This window comes from bacterium (assembly GCA_019637795.1).
Classification (GTDB): domain Bacteria; phylum Desulfobacterota; class Binatia; order HRBIN30; family CADEER01; genus JAHBUY01.
The window spans coordinates 103,067-129,194 of record JAHBUY010000006.1 but is presented as its reverse complement, the minus strand read 5'-3'; the positions used below and the strand labels follow the sequence as shown (position 1 = coordinate 129,194).

17 protein-coding genes are annotated in these 26,128 nt (G+C 73.1%); 7 read left to right on the top strand and 10 right to left on the bottom strand.

The annotated features are described in order from the left end of the window. Positions 1–55 precede the first annotated feature (55 nt). The gene (locus KF840_20465; GenBank protein ID MBX3027278.1) at positions 56–847 is read left to right on the top strand and encodes a 1-acyl-sn-glycerol-3-phosphate acyltransferase; all 792 of its coding nucleotides are present in this window, start codon (positions 56–58) and stop codon (positions 845–847) included. Between the two features lie 115 nt (positions 848–962). After that, entirely contained in the window at positions 963–4,325 is a 3,363-nt protein-coding gene (locus KF840_20460; GenBank protein ID MBX3027277.1) for a hypothetical protein, read from the top strand. 57 nt (positions 4,326–4,382) lie between these two features. Here KF840_20460 and KF840_20455 read toward each other — a convergent pair whose 3' ends face one another. The 3 genes from KF840_20455 to KF840_20445 form a co-directional block, all read right to left on the bottom strand. Beyond that, positions 4,383–5,093 carry an OmpA family protein gene (locus KF840_20455; protein ID MBX3027276.1) on the bottom strand — a complete coding sequence of 237 codons (711 nt, stop codon included), beginning with the start codon at positions 5,091–5,093 and terminating at the stop codon, positions 4,383–4,385. A gap of 28 nt (positions 5,094–5,121) precedes the next feature. Further along, positions 5,122–5,829: an SIMPL domain-containing protein gene (locus KF840_20450; GenBank protein ID MBX3027275.1), complete on the bottom strand. Its 708-nt coding sequence runs from the start codon at positions 5,827–5,829 to the stop codon at positions 5,122–5,124. Between the two features lie 81 nt (positions 5,830–5,910). Continuing rightward, positions 5,911–6,117: a hypothetical protein gene (locus tag KF840_20445; protein MBX3027274.1), complete on the bottom strand. Its 207-nt coding sequence runs from the start codon at positions 6,115–6,117 to the stop codon at positions 5,911–5,913. A 122-nt stretch (positions 6,118–6,239) separates the two neighbouring features. On the opposite strand from KF840_20445, the gene KF840_20440 reads away from it, so the two are divergent. Then, positions 6,240–8,255 (top strand): NAD(+) synthase, encoded by a 2,016-nt coding sequence (locus KF840_20440; protein ID MBX3027273.1) that lies wholly within the window; start codon positions 6,240–6,242, stop codon positions 8,253–8,255. A gap of 99 nt (positions 8,256–8,354) precedes the next feature. Further along, a complete protein-coding gene (locus KF840_20435) occupies positions 8,355–11,234 on the top strand; it encodes a PQQ-binding-like beta-propeller repeat protein (protein ID MBX3027272.1) in 2,880 nt (959 codons plus the stop codon). A 32-nt stretch (positions 11,235–11,266) separates the two neighbouring features. Here the strand turns inward: KF840_20435 and KF840_20430 are convergent, their stop codons facing one another. Beyond that, on the bottom strand, positions 11,267–11,938 hold the full coding sequence (locus tag KF840_20430; GenBank protein MBX3027271.1) for a prolyl oligopeptidase family serine peptidase: 672 nt from the start codon (positions 11,936–11,938) through the stop codon (positions 11,267–11,269). Positions 11,939–12,064: 126 nt separating this feature from the next. Between KF840_20430 and KF840_20425 the strand changes: the two genes are divergently transcribed. Further along, positions 12,065–13,891: an AMP-binding protein gene (locus tag KF840_20425; GenBank protein MBX3027270.1), complete on the top strand. Its 1,827-nt coding sequence runs from the start codon at positions 12,065–12,067 to the stop codon at positions 13,889–13,891. A gap of 327 nt (positions 13,892–14,218) precedes the next feature. Continuing rightward, positions 14,219–16,792 (top strand): cation-translocating P-type ATPase, encoded by a 2,574-nt coding sequence (locus tag KF840_20420; protein ID MBX3027269.1) that lies wholly within the window; start codon positions 14,219–14,221, stop codon positions 16,790–16,792. A 139-nt stretch (positions 16,793–16,931) separates the two neighbouring features. On the opposite strand, the gene KF840_20415 is transcribed toward KF840_20420, so the two are convergent. From KF840_20415 to KF840_20390, 6 genes are all read right to left on the bottom strand, one after another. Beyond that, a complete protein-coding gene (locus tag KF840_20415; protein ID MBX3027268.1) occupies positions 16,932–17,906 on the bottom strand; it encodes an LLM class flavin-dependent oxidoreductase in 975 nt (324 codons plus the stop codon). Between the two features lie 19 nt (positions 17,907–17,925). Beyond that, positions 17,926–20,265: a hypothetical protein gene (locus KF840_20410; GenBank protein ID MBX3027267.1), complete on the bottom strand. Its 2,340-nt coding sequence runs from the start codon at positions 20,263–20,265 to the stop codon at positions 17,926–17,928. Between the two features lie 284 nt (positions 20,266–20,549). Continuing rightward, entirely contained in the window at positions 20,550–20,927 is a 378-nt protein-coding gene (locus KF840_20405; GenBank protein ID MBX3027266.1) for a hypothetical protein, read from the bottom strand. 61 nt (positions 20,928–20,988) lie between these two features. After that, entirely contained in the window at positions 20,989–23,307 is a 2,319-nt protein-coding gene (locus tag KF840_20400; protein MBX3027265.1) for an FUSC family protein, read from the bottom strand. A gap of 1 nt (position 23,308) precedes the next feature. Next, a complete protein-coding gene (locus KF840_20395; protein ID MBX3027264.1) occupies positions 23,309–24,250 on the bottom strand; it encodes a biotin/lipoyl-binding protein in 942 nt (313 codons plus the stop codon). Between the two features lie 79 nt (positions 24,251–24,329). Beyond that, positions 24,330–24,602, bottom strand: a complete 273-nt coding sequence (locus KF840_20390; protein ID MBX3027263.1) for a hypothetical protein — start codon at positions 24,600–24,602, stop codon at positions 24,330–24,332. A 34-nt stretch (positions 24,603–24,636) separates the two neighbouring features. On the opposite strand from KF840_20390, the gene KF840_20385 reads away from it, so the two are divergent. Further along, entirely contained in the window at positions 24,637–26,124 is a 1,488-nt protein-coding gene (locus KF840_20385) for a TolC family protein (GenBank protein ID MBX3027262.1), read from the top strand. The last annotated feature ends 4 nt before the right edge of the window (positions 26,125–26,128 follow it).

The window sequence follows — 26,128 nt, the reverse complement described above, 5'->3', positions numbered from 1 at the left end:
GCGGCGCCAGCCGCGCCTGGCCATCGGGCGCTCACACGGACGCACGCCTGAGGCGATGGGCTCCGCGATCCGCGTCGCCTCGAATTCGCTGCGCATCGCGCTCTGCGCGTTGTGGACCGGCGTCGTCGGCGCGGCGCTGCTGATCGCCATCTACCCGCGCTACTGGTACGGGCTGCTGCGCGCCCGCGCCGGGCGCGCCGACATCCTCGATCGCATGCTCGAGGCCAACGCGGCGCTGGCGAGCTGGGTGGCCAGGGACCTCTGGACCACCGTCCTGCTGGCCCTCACCGGCATCCGCCTGCGGGTGCGCGAGGCGGTGCCGATCGACTGGTCGCGCACCTACGTGGTGTGCGCCAACCACGCCAGCCTGTTCGACATCTTCGCGCTCATCCGCGCCCTGCCGCCGCCGTATCGCTTCGTCGCCAAGCGCGAGCTGACGCGCTGGCCGATCTTCGGCTGGCTGCTGCGGCCGGCGGGGCAGGTGATCGTCGACCGCGCCAACCACGCCGAGGCGATGCGCAGCGTCGCCGAGGCGGCGCTGCGCCGCATCCGCGGCCAGGTGGTCTTCTTCGTCGAGGGCACGCGCACCCGCAGCGGCGAGTTGCAGCCGTTCAAGAAGGGGGCGTTCCACTTCGCGGTCGGCAACCGCCTGCCGGTGCTGCCGGCGGCGATCCGCGGCAGCTTCGCGGCGCTGGCCCGGCACCCGTGGTGGCGGCTGCGGCCGGGGAACGTCATCGAGGTCCTCTTCTGCGCGCCGATCGACCCCCCGCCGGCGATCGCCGGCGCCGCGGTCGATTCGCTGCGCGATCTGACGCGCGACGCGATCGCCGGCGGCCTGGCCGGCTGAGGCCCTCGGACGCCGCCCGCGGCGACCGTCCGGATCGCGCCGGCGGCCGCTTGGCAACATTTGGGTTGTCTCGGCCGAGGCTGCGGGATAGGCACGGTCGTCGGGGGTACGGGGCATGCGCGTGTTGTCGTTCGGGGGACGTCTTGCCGTCGCCATGGTGTTGCTGGCGCCCTGGCCGGCATTGGCACAGGGCTCGTTCGTGAACTTCGAGAGCGGGCATGTCCGGCCCCTGGCGCTGTCGCCCGACGGCAACCGCCTGTTCGCCGTCAACACGCCCGACAACCGGCTGGAGATCTACGACGTCGATGCGGGTGGCCTGACGCTCGCCGCCGAGGTGGCGGTGGGCCTGGAGCCGGTCGCCGTGGCGAGCCGGGTGAACGCCGGCGGCCGGGTCGAGGCGTGGGTGGTGAACCATCTCTCGGACAGCGTCAGCATCGTCGAGGTCGATCCCGGCGACGTGACCCGGAGCCGGGTGACCCGCACCCTGCTGGTCGGCGACGAGCCGCGCGACATCGTCTTCGCCGGCGCGGGATTCAACCGCGCCTTCGTCACCACCGCGCGCCGCGGCCAGAACCTGCCCGGCACGGTGCCGGCGAACCTGACCACCGCCGGCACGGCGCGGGCGCTGGTCTGGGCCTTCGACGCCAACGCGCCCGGCGCGGCGCTCGGTGGCACGCCACTGTCCGTCATCCAGTGCCTCAGCGACACCCCGCGCGCGCTGGCGGTGTCGCCCGACGGCACCCGCGTCTACGCCGCCGCCTTCCAGTCCGGCAACCGCACCACCGCGCTCAGCGAGGGCGTGGTGACCAACAACGGCGGCCTGCCGCCGCCGCCGCCGGGCGCGACCGCGAACCCGCCCGACACCGGCCTGATCGTCAAGTTCAACCCCGCGAACAGCCGCTGGGAGGACGAGATCAGCCGCGACTGGACGGCGCGGGTGCCGTTCACGCTCCCCGACCGCGACGTCTTCATCATCAACGCCACCGCCAATCCGCCGGCGCTGCTGGCGAGCAACAACACCGTCGTCGGCGTCGGCACGATTCTCTTCAACATGGCGGTGCGCCCCGACAACGGGAAGATCTACGTCAGCAACCTCGAATCGCGGAACCACGTCCGCTTCGAACCGCTGGCCGCCGGCGGCGTCCAGGGGCACATCGCGGAGAGCCGCATCACCATCATCAACGGCACCACGCCGACGGCGCGGCACCTGAACCCGCACGTCGACTACGCCGTCGCCACCGGCTCGCAGGCGGAGCGCGACCAGAGCCTCGCCTTCCCGACCGACATGGTGTTCGCGCCCAACGGCCTCACCCTGTTCGTCGCCGCCTTCGGGTCGGGCAAGGTCGCCGCCATCGACACCAACGCGCTCGAGGCCGGCACGGTCAGCGAACAGCAGGTGGCGGTGGGGAACGGGCCGAGCGGTGTCGTGCTCGACGCCGCCCGCGACCGCCTCTACGTCATGAACCGCATCGATCACACGATCTCGGTGGTGAGCGACGCGAGCAACGCGGCGCGCGCCCAGACCGCCGTCGTGCCGCTGCGCTTCGACCCGTCGCCGCCGGCCGCGAAGCTCGGCCGGCGCTTCCTCTACGACGCCCACGACACCTCGGGGCACGGCGACAGCGCCTGCGCCAGTTGTCACATCTTCGGCGATTTCGACAGCCTGGCGTGGGATCTCGGCGATCCCTTCGGCGCCATCGTCGCCAATCCCAATCCCTTCCGCATCGGCAGCGGCGGGCCGTTCCATCCCATGAAGGGGCCGATGACGACGCAGAGCCTGCGCGGCATGGCCGACGCCGGTCCGATGCACTGGCGCGGCGATCGCACCGGCGGCACCAACGGCGGCGATCCGCTCAACGAGGATCTCGCCTTCAAGGAGTTCAATCCCGCCTTCGTGGGCCTGCTCGGCCGCGACAGCGAGCTGACGGCGAGCGAGATGCAGGAGTTCACCGACTTCATCCTCAGCGTCCGCTATCCGCCGAATCCGGTGCGGGCGCTGACCGACGTCGCGACGGTCGCGGAGAGCGCCGGCGCGAGCTTCTTCACCGATCAGGTCGTCGACGCCGGCGTGCTCACCTGCGCGCTCTGTCACGCGCTGCCGTTCGGCACCGACGGCTTCTCGTCGTTCGAAGGCGAGCCGCAGGAGTTCAAGATCGCCCACCTGCGCAACGCCTACCAGAAGGTCGGCATGTTCGGCAGCGCCGGCAATCAGGTGCGCGGCTTCGGCTTCCTGCACGACGGCAGCGTGCCGACCGTGTTCAACTTCCTCCAGGCGGGCGTCTTCACCTTCGGGAGCAACGCCAACACCAAGCGGCGCAACCTGGAGGCGTTCATCCTCGCCTTCGACACCGGCCTGAAGCCGGCGGTCGGGCAGCAGGTGTCGGTGACCCCGAGCAGCGTCGCCGATTCGACCGTCATCGCCCGCATCGATCTCCTGATCGGCCGCGACGACGCCGGCGATTGCGATCTGGTGGTGAAGGGCGTCAGCGGCGGCGAGGCGCGCGGCTGGGTGTACGCCGGCGGCAACAGCTTCCGCAGCGACCGCGTCAGCGAGCCACTGATCGACAAGACGGCCCTGCGCGCGCTGGCCGGCAGCGCCGGCCAGGAGCAGGTGTACACCTGCGTGCCGCCGGGCTCCGGGCAGCGCATCGGCATCGACCGCGACCTCGACAACCGCTTCGACCGCGACGAGCTCGACGCCGGCTCCGATCCGGCCGATCCGCTGAGTCTGCCGGAGGGCACGGCGACGCCGACCTTCACGCCCACCGCGGTGCCGCCGACGGCGACGATGACGTTCACCCGCACGGCGACCGGCACGCCGACCGGCACGGCGACCGCGACCATCACCAGCACGCCGGCGTCGACCGCCACCGGCACGCCCACCGCGCTGGCGCCGACCGCCACGCCCACGACCGTGGCGCCGACGGCCACGCCGACGCCGACCGTGGGCCCGCAGCTCGTCTGCAGCGGCGGCGTGGCGCTCGCGAACGTGAAGCTGAAGATCGCCCGCAACGCGCTGCCCGCCGGCGACGAGAAGCTCTTCCTCAAGGGCGAGCTGCGGCTACCGTCGCTGCTGCCGGCAATCGATCCATCGGTCAACGGCTTCAGCCTGCAGGTGCGCGACCGCGGCACCGGTCAGCCGCTGCTGACCCGCTTCGTGCCGCCGGGCGCCTCGACCCCGGGGTGGGCGCGCGGCGGCTCCGCCTGGAAGTTCTCCGATCGCGACGGCGGGCTCGCCGGCGGCGTCAGCAAGGTCATGCTCAAGGACCGCAGCAGCCGGACGCCGGGTCTCTTCCAGTTCACCGTCCGCGGCAAGGGCAACGACTTCCGCGTCGCCAGCGAGAACCTCGAGCTGGTGGTGGTCCTCGGCAGCCAGCCGCAGGGCGCCGCCGGCCAGTGCGGCAGCGCGACGTTCAATCCCGGCGGCGCGCCCGCGCCGGCCTGTGCCGCGTTGGGATCGACCCTGCGGTGCGACTGAGCAATCGGGCCTCGTGCTGACGGGTGACGGGCTCGTCCGTCAGCACGAGGCCGTCGGCTACTTCGGCTCCGCGCCGCCGCTCGGCGCCGGGGCGGGCTGCCCGCCCTGCGTGCTCTCGTCGGGGCGCACCACGATGTCGACGCGGCGGTTCTGCTGCCGGCCCTCCGGCGTCGCGTTGGAGGCGACCGGATTGGAAGCGCCGGCGCCGAAGGTGGCGATGCGCGCCGGGTTGACGCCGTTGGCGACCAGCTCGTCGGCGACCGCCTGGGCGCGCTCCTTCGACAGGCGGTCGTTGAGCTCGTCGCTACCGCGGCTGTCGGTGTTGCCGGTGATGGCGACGGTGGTGCGCGGATAGCGGTCGAGGATGCCGGCCAGCTCGCGCAGCTTGCTGCGGGCGCCGGGCTGCAGGGTCGCCTTGCCGGAATCGAAGAGGACGTCGCTGCCGAGCGACAGGTAGATGGTCTCCTGCTCCTTGCGCAGGCGGTCGTTCTGGTCGACGACCCTCTGCATCTCCTCGGCCTGCTTGTCCATGTAGTTGCCCATCAGGCCGCCGCCGACGGCGCCGACCGCGGCGCCGATCGCCGCCCCCTTCCAGGCGCCCGAGCCGCCGCCGGCGATGGCGCCGATCGCCGAGCCCGCCGCGGCGCCGGCGGCCGTGCCGTAGACGGCGCCCTTGGTGGTGCGACTCTGCTGTTCCCAGGCGGCGCAGCCGCCGAGCAGGGCGATGCTGGCGCTGACTGCCGCAGCGCGCTGGATCCTCGAAGCCATTCCTGTCCTCTCCCGTGGCGCGAAGGCGCTACTCGATCTCGTAGGTGACCTGCAGGGTGGCGGTGACGTCGACGTCGCTGGCCTCGACCGGCGGCGGCACGCTCTCGGCCATCGCCACCATGCCGGCGCGGGCGAAGGTCTTCGGCATGATGATCGGGCCGCCGCCCGTGCTCGCCGAGAGCACGCGGCCGAGCGCGACCCCGAGGGCCGCCGCGGCCGCCGCGGCCTGCCGTTTGGCGTCGGCGCCGGCGCGCGCCAGCGCCTGCGACTGCGCCTCGGCGCGCTCCTCGAGCGTGAACTGGAGGTCGTTGGCGCGGTTGGCGCCGGCGCTGGTGGCGGCGTCGATGAGCGCGCCGACCGCCTTCACATCGTGCAGCTCGACCCGCACCAGATTGCTCGCGATGTAGCCGGTGATCTTCGGCGGCGCCTGGCTGGCGCGGTCGCGCTGTTCGTACACCGGCGACAGCGAGTATTGCGTCGTCGCCACCGTGTCGCGGGCGCCGATCTTCTGCTTGATCGCGTCGACCAGCGCCGTGCTCTTCCTGGCGTTGTCGGCGACCGCGGCGGCGGCGGTGGGGGCGGTGGTCTCGACCCCGAACGACACCACCGCCAGGTCCGGCGCGGCGCTCACCCGCCCCTCGCCGGTCACCGCGATGGTCCGCGGCGGCGGCGCGTCGTCGGCGAGGACGGGCGTGCTCAGGGCAACCAGGGCCAGCAGCATCGGCAGTCGCGTCATGCGACGAAGATACGGAAGGCGCGATGCGCCCGCAATGCGCGCGGGGGGAGCCGCGGACGAGGCGCCACGGCGCGTCGCGCCTCAGATCTCGCCGCTGCGTTCCAGCCAGGCGCGCCGGCAGCCGCGGTTGCGGCAGAACCAGTGGCTGCCGTCGAAGAAGGCGGTCACGCAGCGCTGCTCGCCACCCTGCAGGCGGACGATGGGGTGCGGTTCGCCGCAGTGCCCGCAGTGGACGACGCTCGGGCCGGCGGCGGGGCGCGCCGCGGCGCGCCGCCGTCGGCGGGGCATGCCGAATTCGATGACGGATCCCATGAGGCGTAGACGGTGAAATCCAGGCGCCTACTAGCTTTGCCGGCCTTTGTGAAGGGGATGCAGGGGCATTTCCCTTCGATTCGTGTAGACTCCCGGCGATGGCGCGGCCGCCCGGCAGTCCCGATCGCGACTTTCTCGACGTGCGCACCCACGGCTTCGCCCGGGTCGCCGTCTGCGTGCCGCCGGTGCGGGTCGCCGACCCCGCCTTCAACGCCGCCGCGCACCTCGAGCAGCTCGAGACGGTGCACCGCGCCGGCGCCCATTACGCGCTCTGCCCCGAGCTCGGCCTCAGCGCCTATACCTGCGGCGACCTGTTCTTCCAGGAGTCGCTGCTCGCCGGGGTGCGTGCCGCCCTCGCGGAGCTGGCCCACGCCAGCGCCGACTGGAACCTGCTGTTCACGGTCGGCGCGCCGCTGGCGATCGAGGGGCTGCTCTTCAACTGCGCCGTCACCCTCTACCGCGGCCGCGTCCTGGCGGTGGCGCCGAAATCGTACCCGCCGAGCTACCGCGAGTTCTACGAGCTGCGCTGGTTCCGGCCCGCCGCCGAGACGGCGGTGCGCGAGTTGTCGCTGCTCGGCGGCGACGTGCCGTTCGGCACCGACGTGCTCATCCGACTGCCCCACCTGCCGGGGTTCGTGCTGCACACCGACGTCTGCGAGGATCTCTGGGTGCCGGTGCCGCCGAGCACGCTGGCGGCGCTGGCCGGCGCCACCGTGCTCGCCAATCTCTCGGCCTCGAACATCACCGTCGGCAAGTGGGAGTATCGCCAGGAGCTGGTGCGCAACTCGTCGGCCCGCAATCTCGCGGTGCAAATGTACTCCGCCGCCGGCTTCGGCGAGTCGACCTCCGACCTGGCGTGGGACGGCCACGGCATGGTGGCCGAGCGCGGGCGGCTGATCGCCGAGACGCACCGGTTCATGCTCGGCGGCACGCACGTCGAGGTCGACGTCGACCTGCAGGCGCTCCTCCAGGATCGCATGCGGCAGACGTCGTTCGGCGCCAACGCGCGCGATCACGGGCGCGCCGTGCGCATCGTCGACTGCGGGCCGGCGGCGGACGCGCGCCCGCGCGCCACCTGGGAGCGCTTCGAGCGCCGCGTCGACGCCCGGCCGTTCGTCCCCGCCGACGCGGCGGAGCGCGACGTCCGCTGCCGCGAGGTCTTCCTGATCCAGGCGAGCGCGCTCGCCCGCCGGCTGCACGCGCTGCCGCCGGCGGCGCGCCGCATCGTCATCGGCGTCTCGGGCGGCCAGGATTCGACGCACGCGCTGCTGGTCGCCGCGCACGCCCTCGATCTGCTCCACCTGGAGCGCGGCCGGCTGCTGGCGATCACCATGCCGGGCTTCGGCACCACCGCCCGCACCCGCGGCAACGCCGAGCGCCTGGCGCGGGCGCTGCACGCCAGCTTCCAGGAGATCCCGATCACCGGCATCGGCGAGGCGGTCTACGCCGCCATCGGCCATCCGCCGGAGCGGGAGGACCTGACGTTCGAGAACGTGCAGGCCTGGCTGCGCACGCTGCTCCTGTTCGCCACCGCCTCGCAGCAGCGCGGCATCAATCTCGGCACCGGCGATCTCTCGGAGATCGCGCTCGGCTGGTGCACCTACGGCGGCGATCATCTGTCGCACTACGGCGTCAACGCCGGCGTGCCGAAGTCGCTGATCAGCTACCTGATCGCCTGGGCCGCCGACGTCATCTTCGCCGGCGACGCCGCGGTGCAGGCGGTGCTGCGCGACGTGCTGGCGACGCCGATCAGCCCCGAGCTGCTGCGGCCGCGCGACGGCGAGATCGTGCAGGTGTCGGAGGACGTCGTCGGTCCCTACGAGCTGCACGACTTCTTCCTCTACCACGTGCTCCGCTTCGGCGCCGGGCCGCGCCGCCTGGCGCGCCTGGCGCTGCATGCCTTCGACGGGCGCTACGACCTGGCGACCATCCGCCGCTGGCTGCTGGTCTTCGTGCAGCGCTTCTTCGCCAACCAGTTCAAGCGCGAGGCGCTGCCCGACGGCCCCAAGGTCGGCTCCGGCGGCAGCCTCTCGCCGCGCGGCGACTGGCGCATGCCGTCCGACGCCTCGCCGGCGCTCTGGCTGGCGGAGGCGGAGTCGGTGCCGGTCGACTAGTCCCGCCTGGCGTCGCCCGCGCGGGCGCCAGGGTTGGCAACTCTTCGCCCGAGCGGGCAGAGTGCGTCCAGCGCAACACGCTTCGCCACGGGGGTCGCAATGCGTTCGAGGGTCCGTCGCTGGATTGCCATCTGCGCGCTGGTCGCGCCCGTCCTCCTGCCGCGCGCGGGCAGCGCGTGCGTCGGCGACTGCAACGACGATCGGCGCGTCACGATCGACGAGCTGGTGCGGGCGGTCACCATCGCCCTCGGCGGCGACGCCATCGGGGTCTGCGACGCCATCGACAACAATCGCGACGGCGTGGTGGGGATCAACGAGCTGGTGCGCGGAGTCACCAAGGCGCTGTCCGGCTGCGGCGGCGGCCCCGCCGGCGAGGTGCTGTTCAGCCCGCAGAACAACCAGCTCGACGAGTACGATCTGGCGAGCGGGGCGGTGACGACGACCGTCCCCAACACCCACGCCAACATCAACGGCCAGATCTGCCTGCTGCCGGGCGGCGCCGGCAGCTACGTCGGCGGCGAGGACACCGGCCAGCCGGCGGTCCGTCCGGGGTGGGCGATCTTCTCGGCCGACGGCACCTTCCTGCAGAAGATTCCCCTTCCGGCGTTCGACAACGAGACCACCAACCCCGATCCGATCGGCTGCGTGGTCGACGCCGACGGGCGGCTGTTCGGCAGCGCCATCGGCTCCCAGGGCGGCGCCGACGGCCATCTCGTCGTGTTCTTCCCCCCGGACTACACCACCAGTTGCACGCTCGACGGCGGCCTGCGGACGCCCGGTCTGATGACCAGCGACGACGACGGCAACCTCTACGTCGCCGAGGCGGGGCCGCCGGGTCGGGTGCAGCGCTATGCGGCGCCGTTCCCCGCCAACGCCGACGAGTGCGACACGGTGGTGCCAGTGAAGACGCCGTTCATCGCCTACAGCGACGCGGTCGCATCCCTCGGCGTGGCGCGCGGTCGCGATGGCCACTTCTTCGTCTCGCAGGTGGTCGGCCTCGCCGGGCGGGACGCCGGCATCCGCGAGCACGCCGCCGACGGCACCTTCCTCCGCGAGGTGCTGCCGCCGGGCGATTGGGGCAACCCGGCCGGCATGGCCTTCGACTCGCAGGGCACGCTCTACTACGCCGACCTCGGGCTGAACGAGCAGAACGAGGACGTCGCCGGCGCCGGCACGCTGCGCCGCGTCACCTTCGACGACGCCGGCCGGCCGTCCGAGCCGGAGCTGATGCGACGCGGCATCAGCTTCCCCGACGGCCTGGCCGTGCTGCCGTCGCGCGCCGACGAGTGGCTCACCCTCGGCGGCAGCATCCGCCGCACCTACTTCAATCCGCGCGAACGGGCGCTCAATGCCGGCACGGCGCCGCAGTTGGTCAACAAGTGGCGCTACATGACCGGCGGCATGATCAGCGCCCAGGCCGCGGTCACCTGGGTGGACCTGCCGGGCGAGGGCCGGACGCAGATCGTCATCGTCCCCTCGTGGGATCGCTACGTGTACGCGCTGCGCGCCGAGAACGGCAGCCTGGCGTGGCGCTATCTCATGAAGCCGCAGCCGGGCACCTACTATCCGTACGCCGGCTCGCCGACGGTGGCCTGGATCGACGGCCAGCAGCGCGTCTACGTCCCGGGCGGCGAGACGCTCTACTGCCTCGACGCCACCACCGGCGCCGAGCTCTGGCAGTTCGACGCCGGCACCGGCTGCACCACCTGCACGACGCGCGAGGAGCGCAACCAGATCGAATCGACGCCGGCGGTGGTCGACGGCCTGGTGCTGCTCGGCATGGACACCAATGACGGCGTTCCCGGCAAGGGCGCCATCTTCGCGTTGCGCGCCGACGACGGCCGCCTCGCCTGGTGGTTCGACGTCGTCACCACCGCCACCTGCCGGCCCTTCGCCGAGGACAACATCCGCCGCTTCGACGGCTTCCACAGCGCCGAGGCGCTCGGCCTGCCGGAGGGATTCCTGGAGAGCCGGCCGGGCTGCGACTTCGACCGCACCAGCATCGGCTGCGGCAACATCTGGTCGTCGATGGCGGTCGACATGCGGCGGCGCCAGCTCTACACGGTATCGAGCAACTGCGACGTCGACGACGATCCCAACACGCCGCAGCCGCCGGTGACGCCGCCGCTCGAGGAGGCGATCATCGCGCTGACCCTCGACGGCGACCTGGCCTGGAGCTGGCGGCCCCGCGAGGTGGATCCCGACGATCTCGACTTCGGCGCCGTGCCGAATCTCTTCGAGGCGGAGATCGGCGGCGCGGTGCGCGACCTGGTCGGCGTCGGCGGCAAGGACGGCACCTACTACGCGCTCGACCGCGGCGGCGTGAACCAGATCAGCGGCGTCGTCGAGCCATACTGGGCGACCAACGTCGTTCCCGGCGGGCCGATCGGCGGCATCATCGGCTCGGCCTCGGTGGGCGAGGGCATCGCGGTGTTCAGCACCGGCTTCGGCTTCAGCATCAGCCGGCCGCAGAAGCCGTCGGTGCACGCGCTGAACCTCAGCGACGGCAGCGTCCGCTGGCAGGACTCGAGCGCCGACACGTCGTACGCGCCGTGCATGGGCGTGCCCGGGCTGGCGCTGTGCGGCGGCACGCCGCGCCCCAACATCAACGTGTTCGATCGCCAGGGCGGCTCGCTGCTCAAGTCCGTGCTCGCCGCCCCGGTGCCGAGCGGCGTCGCCGCCGGCGCCACCATCGTCGGCGGCCAGATGTTCGTCGGCGCCGGCACCGGCGCGTTCAACGAGGGCGCGGATGCCGACCGCGAAGCCCGGCGCGACACGCCGCTGTCGGCCTTCTGCATCCAGGGCTCGCCCGGATGCGTGCCGAACACCTGCAACGACGGCAATCCGTGCACCTACGACTACCGCGACCGCGGCGGCACCTGCCGCAGCGAACCCGGCGCCGAGGGCCTCGACTGCCGGGTCGGCGAGCAGAACGGCCAGTGCGCCGCGGGGGTGTGCGTCGTCGGGGCGGCGGGGTAGCCGCCCGTCGCGCGGCGAGCGGCCGCAGGCCCTCAGCGGAGCGCGGCGGCGCGGCGCTGGGCGAAGAGCCAGGCCCACAGGGCCGGATCGTCGTAGGCGCGCACCCAGGAGTCGTGGCCGACGCCTGGGTAGATCGTCATCGCCGGCGCGCCGCCGGCGGCCAGCAGCGCGTCGTGGATGCGCTGCGCGTTCTCGACCGGGACGATCGGGTCGTCGGCGCCGTGGAAGATCCACACCGGCACGTGCGCGAAGCGCTCGGCGGCGACGATCGCGGCGCCGATGCCGCCGCAGATCGGCACCGCGGCCGCGAAGGTGTCGGGGTAGGCGGCGAGCGTGTCCCACACCGCGTAGCCGCCCATGCTGAGACCGGTGAGATAGACGCGATCGTCGTCGACCGGATGGCGGCGGCGCAGCGCGTCGACCAGCGCCTGCACGGCGTGCGGGTCCCACGCCGCGTGCTCGGGCGCCTGCGGGCTGGCGACGATGGCGGGGAAGCGGCGGCCCTCGGCGATCAGCTTCGGCGGGCCGTTGCGCGCCACGACGTCGAGATCGTCGCCGCGCTCGCCCGAGCCGTGCAGGAAGACCAGCAGCGGCCAGCGCCCGCCGGCCGCGGGCTCGCCCTCCGGCAGCGACAGCCGGTAGCGATAGCCGAGCGCGAGCGTCACCTCGGCGTGAAACTCGGCGTCGATCCACGGACTGGGCATGGTGCGGACTCATAGGCGGCGCCCTGGCGGCGGGCAAGCGCGCCGGCGCGTCGCGCTTCACACGCGCCGCCGCCGCTGCTAAGCCGACCCTCGTATTCCCCACACAGGTCGAGGAGGCACCCCACAGTGGCAGCACCACCGCTGGCATTCGAGGCAGGCTTTACCGTTGGCGAGCAGATCGAGGCGCGCGCCGTCCACCCGGAGGCGTCGAAGAAGACGGTGCTCATGCAGGGCGACCGGCGCTGGACATACGCGCAATTCCGCGACGAGTCGGTGCGCATGGCGCACTTCCTCCTGCGCCGCCTCGGCTCCATCGATGAGCGGCGGCCCGGCCACGTGGCGATGGTGCTGGAGAACCACCTCGAGCTGCTGGCGCTGTACGGCGGCTGCGCCTTCGGCGGCCTGACGCTGTTCGGCGTCAACACCGGGCTGCGCGGCGAGGTGCTGACCGGGGTGCTGAACCAGTCGCGCGCCCGCCTGCTGGTGGTGGACGAGCGCTTCTGGCCCGAGGTCGAGCGCATCCGGCGCGACCTCACCCATCTCGCGCCGGAAAACGTGCTCATCCTCAAGACCGGGGCCGGCGACGTCGACCCCGCGGCCGACCTCGTCGCCTGCGTCGAGCGCGAGGTCGCGCCCGCCGGGCGGTCGCTCGAGGCGCCGCCGGTGACGGTGACCAGCGACACCAACCTGATGGTGATCTACACGTCGGGCACCACCGGCCTGCCGAAGGGGATCAACAACAACCACACCAAACTGTGCGCCACCGGCTTCGGCGTCAGCGCCAACCTCGGGCTCGGCGCCGACGACATCGGCTACGCCTGCATGCCGCTGTTCCACTCCAACGCCATGTTCGTCGGCTTCATGCCGGCCTTCTGGGTGGGTGGCGGCATGGCGCTGCGCGAGCGCTTCAGCGCCAGCCAGTTCGTGCCCGACGTCCTCCGCTACGGCGTCACCTTCTGGAACTACGTCGGCGAGCCGGTGCACTACGTCCTGGCGGCGATCGAGAAGCAGTACGGCGGCGACGAGGCGCGCATCAAGGCGGAGATCACCGACAACCCGAAGAACCACTTCCGCTACGCGGTCGGCAACGGCGCCGCGCCGCCGGACATCGATCGGTTCATGGAGTGGATGGGGCTCGAGGACATGTTCGAGCTCTACGGCTCGACCGAGGCGGCGATCAGCACCTTCCGCCGCAAGGGCGATCCGCGCGGCAGCGTCGGCGAGGTGCTGGACGCCGCGGTGAAGATCCTCGGTCCGGACGGCGCGGAGTGCCCGCCGGCCGAGCTCGGCGCCGACGGCAAGCTGCTGAATTACGAGCAGTGCGTCGGCGAGATCTGCCGCGTCGCCGCCGACACCGGTCTCTTCCAGGGCTACTTCGACAATCCCAAGGCCAACAGCGAGAAGTTCCGCGACGGCGTCTACCACTCGGGCGACCTCGGCCACATCCTGGTCGTCGACGGCCGCCGCTTCCTCTTCTTCGACGGCCGCACCGACGACTGGATCCGCAAGGACGGCGAGAACTTCTCCGCCGGTCAGGTCGGCCGCATCCTCTCCGAGCACCCGGACGTGCAGCTCGCCGTCGCCTACGGCGTGCCGTGCTCGGTGTCGGACGAGCTGGTGATGGCGACGATCAAGCTGCGCGACGGCGCCCGCTTCGATCCCAAGGGCTTCTTCGACTGGTGCGAGGCGCAGGTGAACGGCGCCAGCATGGACCGCAAGTGGTTCCCCGACTTCGTCCGCGTGGTCGGCGACTTCGAGTTCACGCAGACGCAGAAGGTGCTGGTGCGCAACTACAAGAAGACGCACTTCGACCTGAGCCGCCTGCCGGCGAACGAGCCGGTCTATTGGCGGCAGCGCGGCGATACCGCGTTCAGACCGTTCACCGCCGCCGACTACGCGGCGCTGCGCGACGAGTTCAGGGAGCGCGAGAAGCTCGAGCTGCTGGACCGCTGAGCCGCCGCTGCCCGCGCCGCGGCCGGGTACTGTCCTAATCTCGATACGACAAAAACCCTTCACCACGGAGGCACGGAGACACGGAGGGCTCGGTGCCATAGCGAAGGCGCGGGGCCTCTTCTCACTCCATTTCTGATGAACTTTGGGATGAACGCTGAGCGGGCTTCGAGATCAGTGCTCTCCGTGTCTCCGTGCCTCCGTGGTGAAAGTCCTTCGTCACATCAGGGCTAAGGCTCAGATTAGGACACTACCCGCGGCCGAGTCCGCGGGTGTCGTTCGTCCGCGGGGCCTCTGTGGCGGCGGCGCGGGGTTCGCTAGAGGTCCGGCGTGGACGACGGGAGCGGACTGACCGCCGCGGAGGCGGCGCGGCGACTGGCCGCCGACGGCCCGAACCAGTTGCCCGCCGACGAGGCGCGCGGCCTGCTGCACCTCGCCTTGGAGGTGGTGCGCGAGCCGATGGTCGGGCTGCTGCTGGCGGCGGGGGCGATCTACCTCGCGCTCGGCTCGGTCGGCGAGGCGGTGGTGCTCGGGGTCGGCATCCTGCTGATCATCGCCATCGAACTCTACCAGGAGTGGCGGGCCGAACGCGCGCTGGCGGCGTTGCGCCAGTTGTCGAGCCCGCGGGCGCTGGTGCTGCGCGACGGCGAACCGACGCGGATCGCCGGCCGGGAGGTCGTGGTGGGCGACGTCGCCCTGCTCGCCGAGGGCGATCGCGTGCCGGCCGACGGCGTCCTGCTCGAGGCCGAGCACCTCGCGGTCGACGAGTCGCTCCTCACCGGCGAGGCGCTGGGCGTCGACAAGCGCGCCGATCCGGCGGCGTTCGCCATGGCGCCGCCGGGCGGCGACGCCACGCCGTTCGTCTATTCGGGGACGCTGGTGACCCGCGGCCGCGGGCGCCTGCTGGTGCGCGCCACCGGCCGCGACTCGGCCATCGGCCGCATCGGCGCCTCGCTGTCGGCGGTCGAGGGCGAGGACACGCCGCTGCACCGCGAGATCCGCCGCGTGGTGCTGGTCGCGGCCGTGTTCGGCGTCGCCGTCTGCCTGCTCGTCGCGGTGCTCTATGCCGGTCTGGTCGGCAGTTGGCTGCAGGGACTGCTCGCCGGCGTCGCATTGGCGATTTCGATGACGCCGGAGGAGTTCCCGGTCGTCCTCACCGTCTTCCTCGCCCTCGGCGCGTGGCGCCTGTCGCGCCGCAACGTGCTGACCCGTCGTTCCCTGGCGATCGAGGCGCTGGGGGCGGCGACCGTGCTCTGCGCCGACAAGACCGGCACCATCACCCGCAACCGCATGGCGGTGGCGCAGCTCGACGTCGGCGGCGAGCGCCTGGCAGTCGCCGCCGAAGGGCCGGTGACGCTCCCCGAGCGTTTCCACGACCTCGCCGAGGCGCTGCGCCTGGCCAGCCAGCGCGACCCGGTGGACCCGATGGAGCGCGCCTGCGACGAGCTCACCGCCCGCGCCCTCGCCGGCACCGAGCACGTCCACGACGACTGGGAGCGGCTGCGCGAGTATCCGCTCGCGCGCGACCGGCTGGCGCTCTCGGAGGTCTGGCGCGCCCCCGACGCGCGGCGGGCGCTGATCGCCGCCAAGGGCGCGCCGGAGGCGATCGCCGATCTCTGCCACCTGGACGCCGCGGCGAGCGAGCGGATGGCGGCGCGGGTGGCCGCGATGGCCGCCGACGGCCTGCGCGTGCTCGGCGTGGCGCGCGCCTACTGCGAGGCCGCCGAGCTGCCCGCGGATCCGCACCAGTTCGATTTCGACTGCCTCGGGCTCGTCGGGCTGGCCGACCCGCCGCGCGCCGACGTGCGGCAGGCGGTCGCCGAGAGCCGGCGGGCCGGCGTGCGGGTGGTGATGATCACCGGCGACCATCCGCTGACCGCCGAGCGCATCGCGGCCGAGATCGGCCTCGCCGAGGGCGCGGCGCTGGTCGGCGCCGAGCTCGATGCGCTCGACGACGCGGCGCTCGCCGCCCGCCTGCGCACCACCCAGGTCTTCGCCCGCGTCCTGCCCGAACAGAAGCTGCGCCTGGTGAACGCCCTCAAGGCCGCGGGCGCGGTGGTGGCGATGACCGGCGATGGCGTCAACGACGCCCCGGCGCTGAAGGCGGCGCACATCGGCATCGCCATGGGCGGCCGCGGCAGCGACGTCGCGCGCGAGGCCGCCGCGGTGGTGCTGCTCGACGACGCCTTCGCGTCGATCGTCGCCGGCATCCGCATGGGCCGCCGCATCTACGACAACCTGCGGCGCGCCATGGTGTTCATCATCGCGGTGCACATCCCGATCGCCGGCGTGGCGCTGATCCCGCTGCTGCTCAAGTGGCCGCTGGTGCTGTCGCCGCTGCACATCGCCTTTCTCGAGCTGGTGATCGATCCCGCCTGCGCGCTGGCGTTCGAGTCGGAGGCGGAGGAGCCGGACATCATGGATCGACCGCCGCGCCCGGCCGGCGAGCCCCTGCTGTCGCGCGCCATGGTGACGTCCGGGGTCCTGCAGGGGCTCGGCGTCGTCGGCGCCGTGCTGGCGGTGTTCGCGGTGGCGCTGGCGCGGGGGCTCGAGCCCGCCGACGCGCGGACCCTGACCTTCGCGACCCTGGTGCTGTCCTACGTCGGCCTCATCCTCAGCAACCGCTCCCTGCACCGCAGCCTGCTCAGCACCCTGCGCGTCGCCAATCCCACCGCCTGGCTGGTCTGCGGCGGCGCCGTCGCGCTGCTCGCCCTCGTCATCCTCCTGCCGCCGGTGCGCGCCGCCTTTCAGTTCACCGTCCTGCACCCGCTCGACGTCGCGGTCTGCGTCGGCGCCGCGACCGCCGCGACCGTCGCGTTCGAGGTGATGAAGTGGGCCGGCAGGCGCCGCTCCGGCGACGCGCCACGGCCGCGGCGCCCGCCTGCGGGCGGTCCGTCCGAGTAGACGCCAGGATGTCCCGGCGCGGCCGGCGCCGCGAAACCACGGCGGAGCCGCGCCACGGATCCGGACGCATCCCTGGGGGCGGGCGGGATGCCAGCCGCCTCCGCGAGTCGATGCTGGCATCCCGCGGCGGACCGCGACGCTATCGCACCAGCGGCAGGACGTCCTTGGCGAGGCGCTCGATCAGGCCGGGCTCGCGGGCGGAGAAGACGATCTGCGACACGCCCCAGTCGCGCTCCCGGCGTGCGATCTCGGCGGCGACCGCGTCCGGGGTGCCGACCAGGGCGAGCGGCGCCCGCGGCACCGCGTCGGCCGGGATGCGGAAGAAGCCGGCCAGCGCTTCGCAGGCGTTGCGGGTCTGCTCGGCCGAGTCGGTGAGCATGGTGGTGAAGGCGACGTTGCTGATGCGGATGGCGTCGCCGTCGCGGCCGTGGCGCGCCGCCTCCTCGCGCAGGAAACGGACCCTGGCGCGGAAGCTCTCGTCGGTGAGCTTGGCCGCCTCGGCGGTGGAGATGTAGCCGTTGGCGCCGACCGCGGCGATGATGTTCACCACGTCGGCGTGCTTGGCGGCGACCCGCAGCAGCCCCTTGCCGCCGCCGCCGAGCAGGATCTCGGGTTGGCGCGCCGGCTTCGGCGACAGGATCGCGTCCCGCAGTTGGTAATGCCGCCCGGTGAAGGTGGTGCGTTCCTGGCTCCACAGCATCTTCATCACCGTCAGCGCCTCGTCGAGCATCTCGAGACGCGTCGGCATGTCGGGGTAGGGGATGCCGGTCATGGCGAACTCGGTCGCCGTCCAGCCGGTGCCGATGCCGCAGAAGGCGCGGCCGCCGCTCAGGTGGTCGAGCGTCAGGATGCCCTGCGCGGTGATCGCCGGATGGCGGAACAGGTTGCAGAGCACGAGGTGCCCGACCCGGACGCGGCTGGTCGCTTCGAGCAGCAGCGCCGCCCGCACCATGGCGTCGTAGGACGGCCAACTGGTGTCGATCTGCTTCTCCGGGCCCTCGTAGACGATGTGATCGGCGAGCATCAGGACGCCGAAGCCGAGGGCTTCGGCCTGGGTGGCCAGCGCCTTCATCTCGGCCAGGCCGGCACTGCTGATCTGCACTCCGAATTCCATGTTCTCTCCTCCGTGCGCCTCAGTGGTCCGCCGCGCTGATGCGGCGGGTGCCCAGCTCGAAGTCGAGGTCGACGCGATGGCCCTCGACGTCGATCGCCGTGCGCGGCGATCCGTACGCGGTCTGCGACCAGGGGTTGTCGCGGCGCGGGAAGTCGCGGATCGGCAGCGCGATGCCATCGCGCGTGAACGGCGCCTGCCAGCCGAAGGCGAGCCGTCCCTGGCTGGGGGAATCGTAGGTGACGTCGAAGCCGTCGAGCCGACCGTCCACCGGCGGTCGCGGCGCCACGCTGACGGCGGCGCCGGCGACGGCGGCGCGGAAGGCGTCGAAGCTGCCCCAGTCGGCGGCGCGTCCGCATTCGATGATCCAGACGTTGTCCGGACCGCCGTTGGCTCGCAGGTCGAACGGCCGGGTCATGCCATTGGTCGCCACCAGCGCCGGGTCGACGACGATCCATTCGGTCGGTCGATACGAGTAGAGGGCGGCGTAGCCGTCGGCTCTGCGGACGAACGTCCACGGCCCGTCCTGCGCCACCTCGTCGAAGTGGTCCTGCGGCACGTAGGCGTGTGTGTAGGGTTCGTAGCGGAAGCCATCGAGCGGCGGCGGGTTCATGCCCGGGTACTGCGGCGCGTAGATGTGGATGGCCACGTTCTCGACCTGTGCGCTGCGCGGCAGCGACGCCTCGCCCGTCCAGTAGCCGGGATCGGGGTCGTCGCGCCAGGCGGTCGACTGCACGATCGGCACCGCCGGATGCTGCGTGAACAGGATCGCATCGGCGCCGAAGGTCGCCTGCCAGGCGTGGATCTGGCCGCCGAGCGCCCCCGGACGGTGATCGAGCGCGCTCGACAGCAGGTAGTCCGCCGTGCGGTACGTGTAGGTGTTGACCTCTTCCAGCAGGCCGAAGTTGATCAGCGGGCCGAGCAGCGCCGACAGCTTCTGCGCCGCGACGATGTCGGCGGTCAGCGGCCGCAGGGCGCGGAAGCGCGAGAAGAGCTGGGTGTCCCACAGGTCGTACTGGTCGATGGTCTGCACGGTGAGCGGCACCACCTCCCAGGCGGTGAGCGCCTGCATCCCCCACCAGATCGGCAGGTCGCGCGGATCGCTGAACGAGTAGCCGCCCGGCGCCACGGGATGCTCGACGTAGGGGCCGTTCTCGGCGAGCGGCAGGCTCATGCGTTCGCGATCGATGAGCGTGGCGGAGCTGCGGCCGGCGCGCCAGATCGCCTCCGGCAGGCGATAGCGCGTCGCCCGCGCCTGGAACACCGCGGCGCTGTCGCCGATCGAGGTGTAGTCGCCCTCGCTGCGGTCGAAGAGCAGACGGACGACGTTCCAGGTGTCGTCGTCGCGCCCGCTCATCTTGTCCTTCTTGTACGAGCGGCCGTGGGTGACGCCGAAGTTGCCGCGGTGGGTGTGGACGGCGAGATCGAAGAGCAGCACGTCGAGCATCGCCGCGGCGCGCTGCTGGATGGCCGGGTCGGCGGCGAATTCCGCCAGGGTCAGCAGCGCGTCGTGATCCTCCTGGTAGTAGACGTTGGAGTGCCACTCGGTGAAGCCGTAGCGGGCGCGGAAGTCGAGCCACTGCAGGAGCAGGTCGCGCGCGTGCGCCAGGTGCTCGGCGCCGCTGCGGCCATCGCGGCCGATGGCGCGGTCGGGATAGCGCTGCGCCACCAGGTACTCGATGGCGTGGTAGAGCGCCTGGTGATTCTCGGTCCAGTAGTAGGATTCGTCGATCGCGCCCTCGGGGGTCGGCTCGGTGTACCAGAACTTGAACGTCAACAGCGCCTGCTCGACCTTCTCGCTCAGCCCCGGGGCGAGCAGCGGGTCATCGGCGTAGTCGTAGAGCACGGTGACCAGCTCGATGGCCTCGAAATCGCGCGTGTCCTGCAGGGTCTCGAGCTTGCGGAAGATGGCGTCCCAGGCATCCGCCGGCACCGCGCCGGGAGTGACGGCGAACGTCGGGTCGACGCGAGCCCGCTGCATGTGGGCGATGACGTTGGTGATGCTGCCGGGCAACAGCCGGGTGGTCGCGTAGCGCAGGTAGTCGAGCTGGCGCTGGCGGGCGATCGCCGCCGCGACGAACCCGTCAGGGGTATCGGTCGGTGTCGCGCTGGGCGGCGGCGTCGCGCTCGCCGTCGCGGTCGAGCTCGCCGTCGCGGTGGCGCTCGGCGGCGCGGTGGCGGTGGGGCGGGCGGTGACGCCGTGGGTCGCCGTTGGAATCGCGGTCGCGGTCTCGGTCGCGCTCGCGGTGTGGGTCGCGCTGGGCAGCGCGCTCGGGGTGGCGCGCGGCGCGGCGTCGGAGTCGCCGCAGGCGGCGAGGGCGGCGGCGAGGAGGAGGACGAGAAGCAGACGGGCGGGCGTCATCACCGGCGCCGCTCGACCAGCTCGCGCTCGGCGCGCTCGGGGTCTGCCACCTGCGGCGAGGGTGGGGGCCATCTCCCGAAATGCGCCCGGTTCGGCCTCCCCTTCACCGGCGCGCGGCGGCCACGTCGCCGCGCTGCCGTGTGCCGGCGGCGGCGCCAGCCGAGCGAACGCCGCCTGCAGCGACCCCATCCCGCACTCGAATCACAGCGCCGGGATTGTTTCCACCGCCGCGGCTCCGCGCGCGGCTTGGCTCAGTCGCGATCCGGGGCGGTCGTCCGCGCCGCTCAGCCGCGGCCGATCAGCGCCCGTGGGGCGTTCCAGAACACCTGCTTGGCCACCCAGAACGGCGCGCCGCCGATGATGTAGGCGGCGCTGCCGGCGAGCTCGCCGGCGCGGCCGGCGCAGGCGGCCGCGACGGTGCCGTAGCCGGCGCCGACGCTGAGGCCGCGCAGCAGGTCGAAGGGCGTGCACACCGCTGTGGCGGCGCCGCCGAACAGGATCATGGTCGGCATGCCGACGACGTTGGCGGGGACGGTGACGAAGGGGCCCTCGCCGGCGAAGGTCGGCAGCTCGATGCGACGCGCCCAGTCCCCGGGTTGGTCGGCGTGGACCGGCGCCGCCCAGACGACGACCGCGGCGACGAGCGCTGCCAGCCTCCCCATGCGTCCGGCGCCATACCAGGCGGGTTGGCGGCTGGCCAGCCACCAGGGGCGGCGAGGCGGTCTACGACGGCAGCAGCGCCGCGACACCGGGTCGCATCGGCCGTCCGGCGGCGAGGCGCGCGGCGTCGGGCAGGATGGTTCGTTCGAGCTGCTCCTCGAGCGCCGGCAACAGGGCGCAGATGCGCTGCAGGTGTCCGACCTCGGCCATCAGCGCCTCGACGTGCTGGCGCGTCCAGCCGCTCGGCGGGGCATGGCGCACGGCATCGGCGGCGGCGACGAAGGCGGCGAGCGGCGCGTCGAGCGCGCGCCGCTCGCCGCCGGCGACCGCGCGGGCGGCGGCGCAGGCGGCGGCGTGGCGCGGCGAGCCGGGACGGTCGCGATGGTGGCGGGCGTCGAGCATCGCCAGCAGGCGCTGCAGGCGGGCGCGGAGGGCCGCGTCGAGGACGGCGTGCGGCGCCGCGGCGGCGGCGGGCAGTGGCGGTCGGTCGCGGCGCGAACGGCGGGCGAGGGCGAGGCGGTGGGCGATGCGCCGCACCTGGCCGGCCGCCTGCGCGGCGGCATCGGGGTCGACGCCGCTGGCAGCGCCTTCGTAGCGCGCCTCTTCGATCAGGCGCAGGACATCGGCGAGCGCCGCCGTGATCTGCTCCTGCAGGGCGCGGGCGCGGGCCGCCGGCGGCGCCGGCGCCGCGTGCGGCGGGTGGGCGTCGAGCAGCAGGCGCAGCAGGTCGGCGAAGCGGCCGACGATCTGGCGCCCGGCGTAGTCGGGGGCGAGGATCGCGAAGACGCCGAACAGCGTCGCGGCGCCGATCACGGTGCCGAAGAAGCGCCACAGCGCCTCGTGCGGATCGGTGACCGGGCGCTGCGCCACCATGATGATCATGAACGTGATCGCGCTCTGCTGGCCGAGGTAGGCATAGCGCACGCCGCCCAGGGCGACGTAGGCGCAGGGCAGCATCAGCAGGAAGAAGAAGAGCAGCCACAGGGCGACGTCGTTGGTGTTGGCCATGAAGGCGATGACGGTCAGCACCGCCACGACGCCGCCGAGCAGGACGCCGCCGAGGCGCAGCCAGGTCTGGCGCAGGGTCGCCCCGTAGCTGCCCTGGGCGAGGATGAGCGGGTTCAGCACCGCGGTCTCCAGCGCCGGCTGGTGCGCGACGACGCCGATCAGCAGCGACAGCGTGCAGGCGAGGCCGATCTTCGCCGCGAACTGCGCCGCGTAGGCGTCAAATGGCGGCAGCAGGCGTCTCGGCGCCGGCGGCCCGCCATCCGGCGGCAGCGCCTCGCGCGCCTCGGGCGGGGCGTGCAGCACCTCGGCGGCGCCCTGCAACGCCTGCGCGAAGCCGTGAAAGGTGGCGGACTCGGCGACGTCCACCGTCGCCACCGCCGGCGTCCCGGCAGACGCCTGCTCGCGCGCGAGCAGGGCGGCGACCAGGGCGTCGAAATCCGGCCACGGCGCCGCCGGCGCCAGATCGTGCGCCAGCAGCGCCGTCGGCGTGTGCGCGGCGAGCGCGTAGGCGCCGAGGGCGTCGTCGACGGCGTCGAGCAGCGCGCCCAGCTCGCGATCGCACAGGCGGCGCATGGTGCGGCCGCCGGGCAGCCGCGAGAGCTGGTCGGCGGTCTCGACGAACAGCGCCAGGCGCTCGCCGGCGGTGATGAGCGAGACGAAGGCGCGCGCGAGCTCGGGGTCGCCGTGCTGCATGCGCACAAGCGACAGCAGTTGCAGGTGCGTCGCCAGGGCCGACAGCGGCGGCGTCTCGGCGCCGGTCGGCAGCGGCTCGGCGGCGCGGAAGCGCGCCCCGGCCGCGGCGAGGACCCGGCGCAGCCGGGTGAAGTGCGCCGCCAGCGCGACGGCCAGCCGCTGGCGCGGCGGCGGCAGGGCGCGCAGGAACCAGAAGCCCGCCGACACCAGGATGCCGATGGCGAAGCCGACGCCGAGGGTCAGCGCCGTCTCGCCGATCCGCAGGGGCGCGAAGATGCCGCCGTAGGTGACGACCACCACCATCAGCGCCAGGCAGTAGCCGGCGACGGGATTCTGGCGGATCGGCACCATGTACATGAGGGCGGTGATGACGAGGAAGAACGCCGGCAGCAGCAGCCACGGCACCTGCACGGCGACGCCGGCGAGCCAGACGCCGGCGATGCCGCCGCCGGCGATCGCCGCCAGGCGCAGCAGCAGCAGCGCGACGCTGTGGGCGGTGGTCGGCAGGGCGCCGCGGAAGGCCAGCAGCGGCGCCGGGAAGGTGGCGAACTGCAGCGCCGTCGCCACCAGCAGGCCGACGCTCGAGCAGGCGGCGACGAGCAGCGACTGCCGCCAGCGGCCGGGCGTCGGCGCCAGCTCCTGGCGCAGCGCGGCGGGGAAGAGGGGCGCCGGACGCGGCACGTCAGCGCCCGCCGCGCACCGTCACCACCGCGGTCTGGCCCATGCGGAACGGGCGGTCCGGATCGCGCTCCTCGAGCACGATGCGCACCGGGAAGCGCTGGGCGAGGCGCACCCAGTTCAACGTCGGCTCGGTGGCCGGCAGGACGCCGACGCTGGCGCCGTTGCGCTGGTAGAGCGCCCAGCCGATGCCCTGCACGCGGCCGCGGAAGCGGCGCGCCGGGTAGCTCACCAGGTAGACCTCGGCCGGCATGCCGGGCGCGATGTGGGTGAGGAACGACTCGCGGAAATTGGCCATCACGTACCACTCGCGGTCGTCCACCAGCGCGAACACCTCCTCGCCCTTGTTGGCGTACTGGCCGACGGCGATGTTCAGATTGGTGACGTAGCCGTCGAACGGCGCCCGCACCGAGCAGTAGCCGACGTTGAGCGCCGCGTCGTCGACCGCCGCCTGCGCCGCCTGGCGGCGCGCGTTGACGTCGCCGAGCTGGCCGAGCAGGTCCTGCTGCCGGCGCAGCTCGGCGCGCGCGGCGGCGACGGCGGCGCGCGCCGCCCGCGCCTTGCTGCGCGCATCCTCGACCTGGTCGCGGGTGACGAACTGGCTGGCGAGCAGCGGCTCGACGCGGCGCAGGTAGTCGTCGGCGTACTGCGCCTCCGCCTCGCGCGCCGCCACCGTGGCGGCGGCGGCGTCGACCGCCTGCTGATAGCCGCGGATCTCGAGATCGGTGAGCGCGAGCTGGGCGCGGGCCTGGTCGAGCACCGCCTCGTAGGGGCGCGGGTCGACGACGAAGAGCAGATCCCCGGCCTGCACCCGCTGGTTGTCGACGATCGGCAGGGCGACGATCGGCCCGCCGACGTGCGGCGCGATGCCGATGGTGTTGGCGCGGACGTAGGCGTCGTCGGTGCGCGGCTCGTCGTAGAGGAGGCGGTAGACGACCGCGCCCATGGCGATGGTGGCGATGACGATGCCGGCGCCGAGCAGGCGACCGGTGAGGCGCAGCACGGTGTCGCGCGCCGCCGCCACGTCAGGCCCGGAAGAAGAGCAGCCAGGCGCTCATGCCGAGCAGCAGCGCCAGGCAGCCGTAGACCACGGGCAACGGGCCGAGGTGGGGCTCGAGGCCGAGGCGCGCGAAGAGCAGGCGGAAGGCGACGGTGAGCGCGATGCCGATCAGCAGACAGAGCATCCACGACGGGAAGAACGCGCCCTCGAGGTCGAAGAGCGGATCGTAGCCCGGCACCAGCGCCGCCGCGGCGAGGATTGGCCGCCGCGCCGCCGTCGTATATGCACGGCGCCGCACGGCGGTGGCGGGTGGGCGAGGCGTCCCGGCGAACATGGCGACTCTAGAGACACGAACGCTCGGGCGGAGTAAAGCCCGCGCCGCGGCGGCGCTGCTCGGCGCGCTGCTCGCCGGCTGTGGGGTCTGGCAGGCGCCGCCCGACGTGCGCCGCGCCTGGGCGCCGGAGGCGCTGGCGCCGCCGCGGGCGCACGAGAGCTGGCAGCCGAGCGAGCCGGCGGCGGCGCCGCGGCCGGCGCCGGACGCCTCACGGGAGGCGCTGCAGGCGCCGCCCGACCCGGCCGAGGTCTACGACCTGCCGGCGCTGATCGACCTCGCGCTGCGCAACAACCCCGACACCCGCGCCGCCTGGGAGTCGGCGCGCCAGGCCGCCGCCGCCTACGGCCGATCGCTGGCGCCGTACTACCCGACGCTGCGCGCCGAGGCCGGCGCCCGGCCGGTGAAGCGCAATCTCGAGGCGGTGCCGGACGCGCCGCTGACCGTGCACCTGCACGCCTTCGAACCCGAGATCGCCCTGACCTACACGCTGCTCGACTTCGGTCGCACGGCGCAGTCGGCGGAGCGCGCCCGCCAGCAACTGTTGGCGGCCAACTTCCGCTTCAACCGGCGGCTGCAGGACGTGGTGTTCGCGACGCAGCGCGCGTTCTACCGGCTCGACGCGGCGAAGGGCCTGGAGACGGCAGCCGACCGCAACCTGGATCTGGCGCGGACGGTGCTGGCAGCGTCCGAGCAGCGTCTGGCGGTCGGGCTTGCCACCAAGCCCGAGGTCCTGCTGGCGCGCCAGCTCGACGCCCAGGCCCGCTACGACGTCGAGAACGCGGTGGTCGGGGTGAAGAACGGCGAGGCCGACCTGGCGCTGGCGCTCGGCGTCCGCGCCGATCGGCCGCTGCGCATCGAACCGCTGGCGGCGCAGGCGCCGGAGACGCTCGCCGAGGCCGTCGAATCGGTCATCGCCGACGCCCTGCGCGACCGCCCCGACCTGGCGGCGCGCGCCGCCGAGCTGCGCGCCGCCGAGGCCCAGGTGGCGAAGGCGCGCGCCGACTTCCTGCCGACGATCGGCTTCCGCGGCGCCTACGGCCAGCAGATCTGGAACTACCAGGCCGCCGCCATGTCGAACCTGCGCGCCAACGAGCCCACCTACGACACCCTGTTCACCCTCGACTGGCCGCTGTTCACCGGCTTCGAGCGCGCCAACGCGCTGCGCGAAGCCGAGCACGCCACCGCCGCGGCGCGCGCCGAGCTGGCGGCGAGCGAGCTCGATGCGGTGGCCGGCGTCTGGCGCAGCTATCACGACTATCGCGCCGCGGTGCGCAAGGTGGAGTTCGCGGCGGCGTTGCTCGCCGCCTCGGAGGACGCCTATGCGAGCACCTTCGCGACCTACAAGGTCGGCCTCAGCGACATCGTCGAGCTGCTCACCGCCGCCCGCGATCTCGCCGCCGCCCGCTACACCGTCGTGCTGTCGCGGGCCGAGATGCTCACCACCGCCGCCGCCGTCGCCTACGCCGCCGGCGCCGTGAAACCGTGAGCGG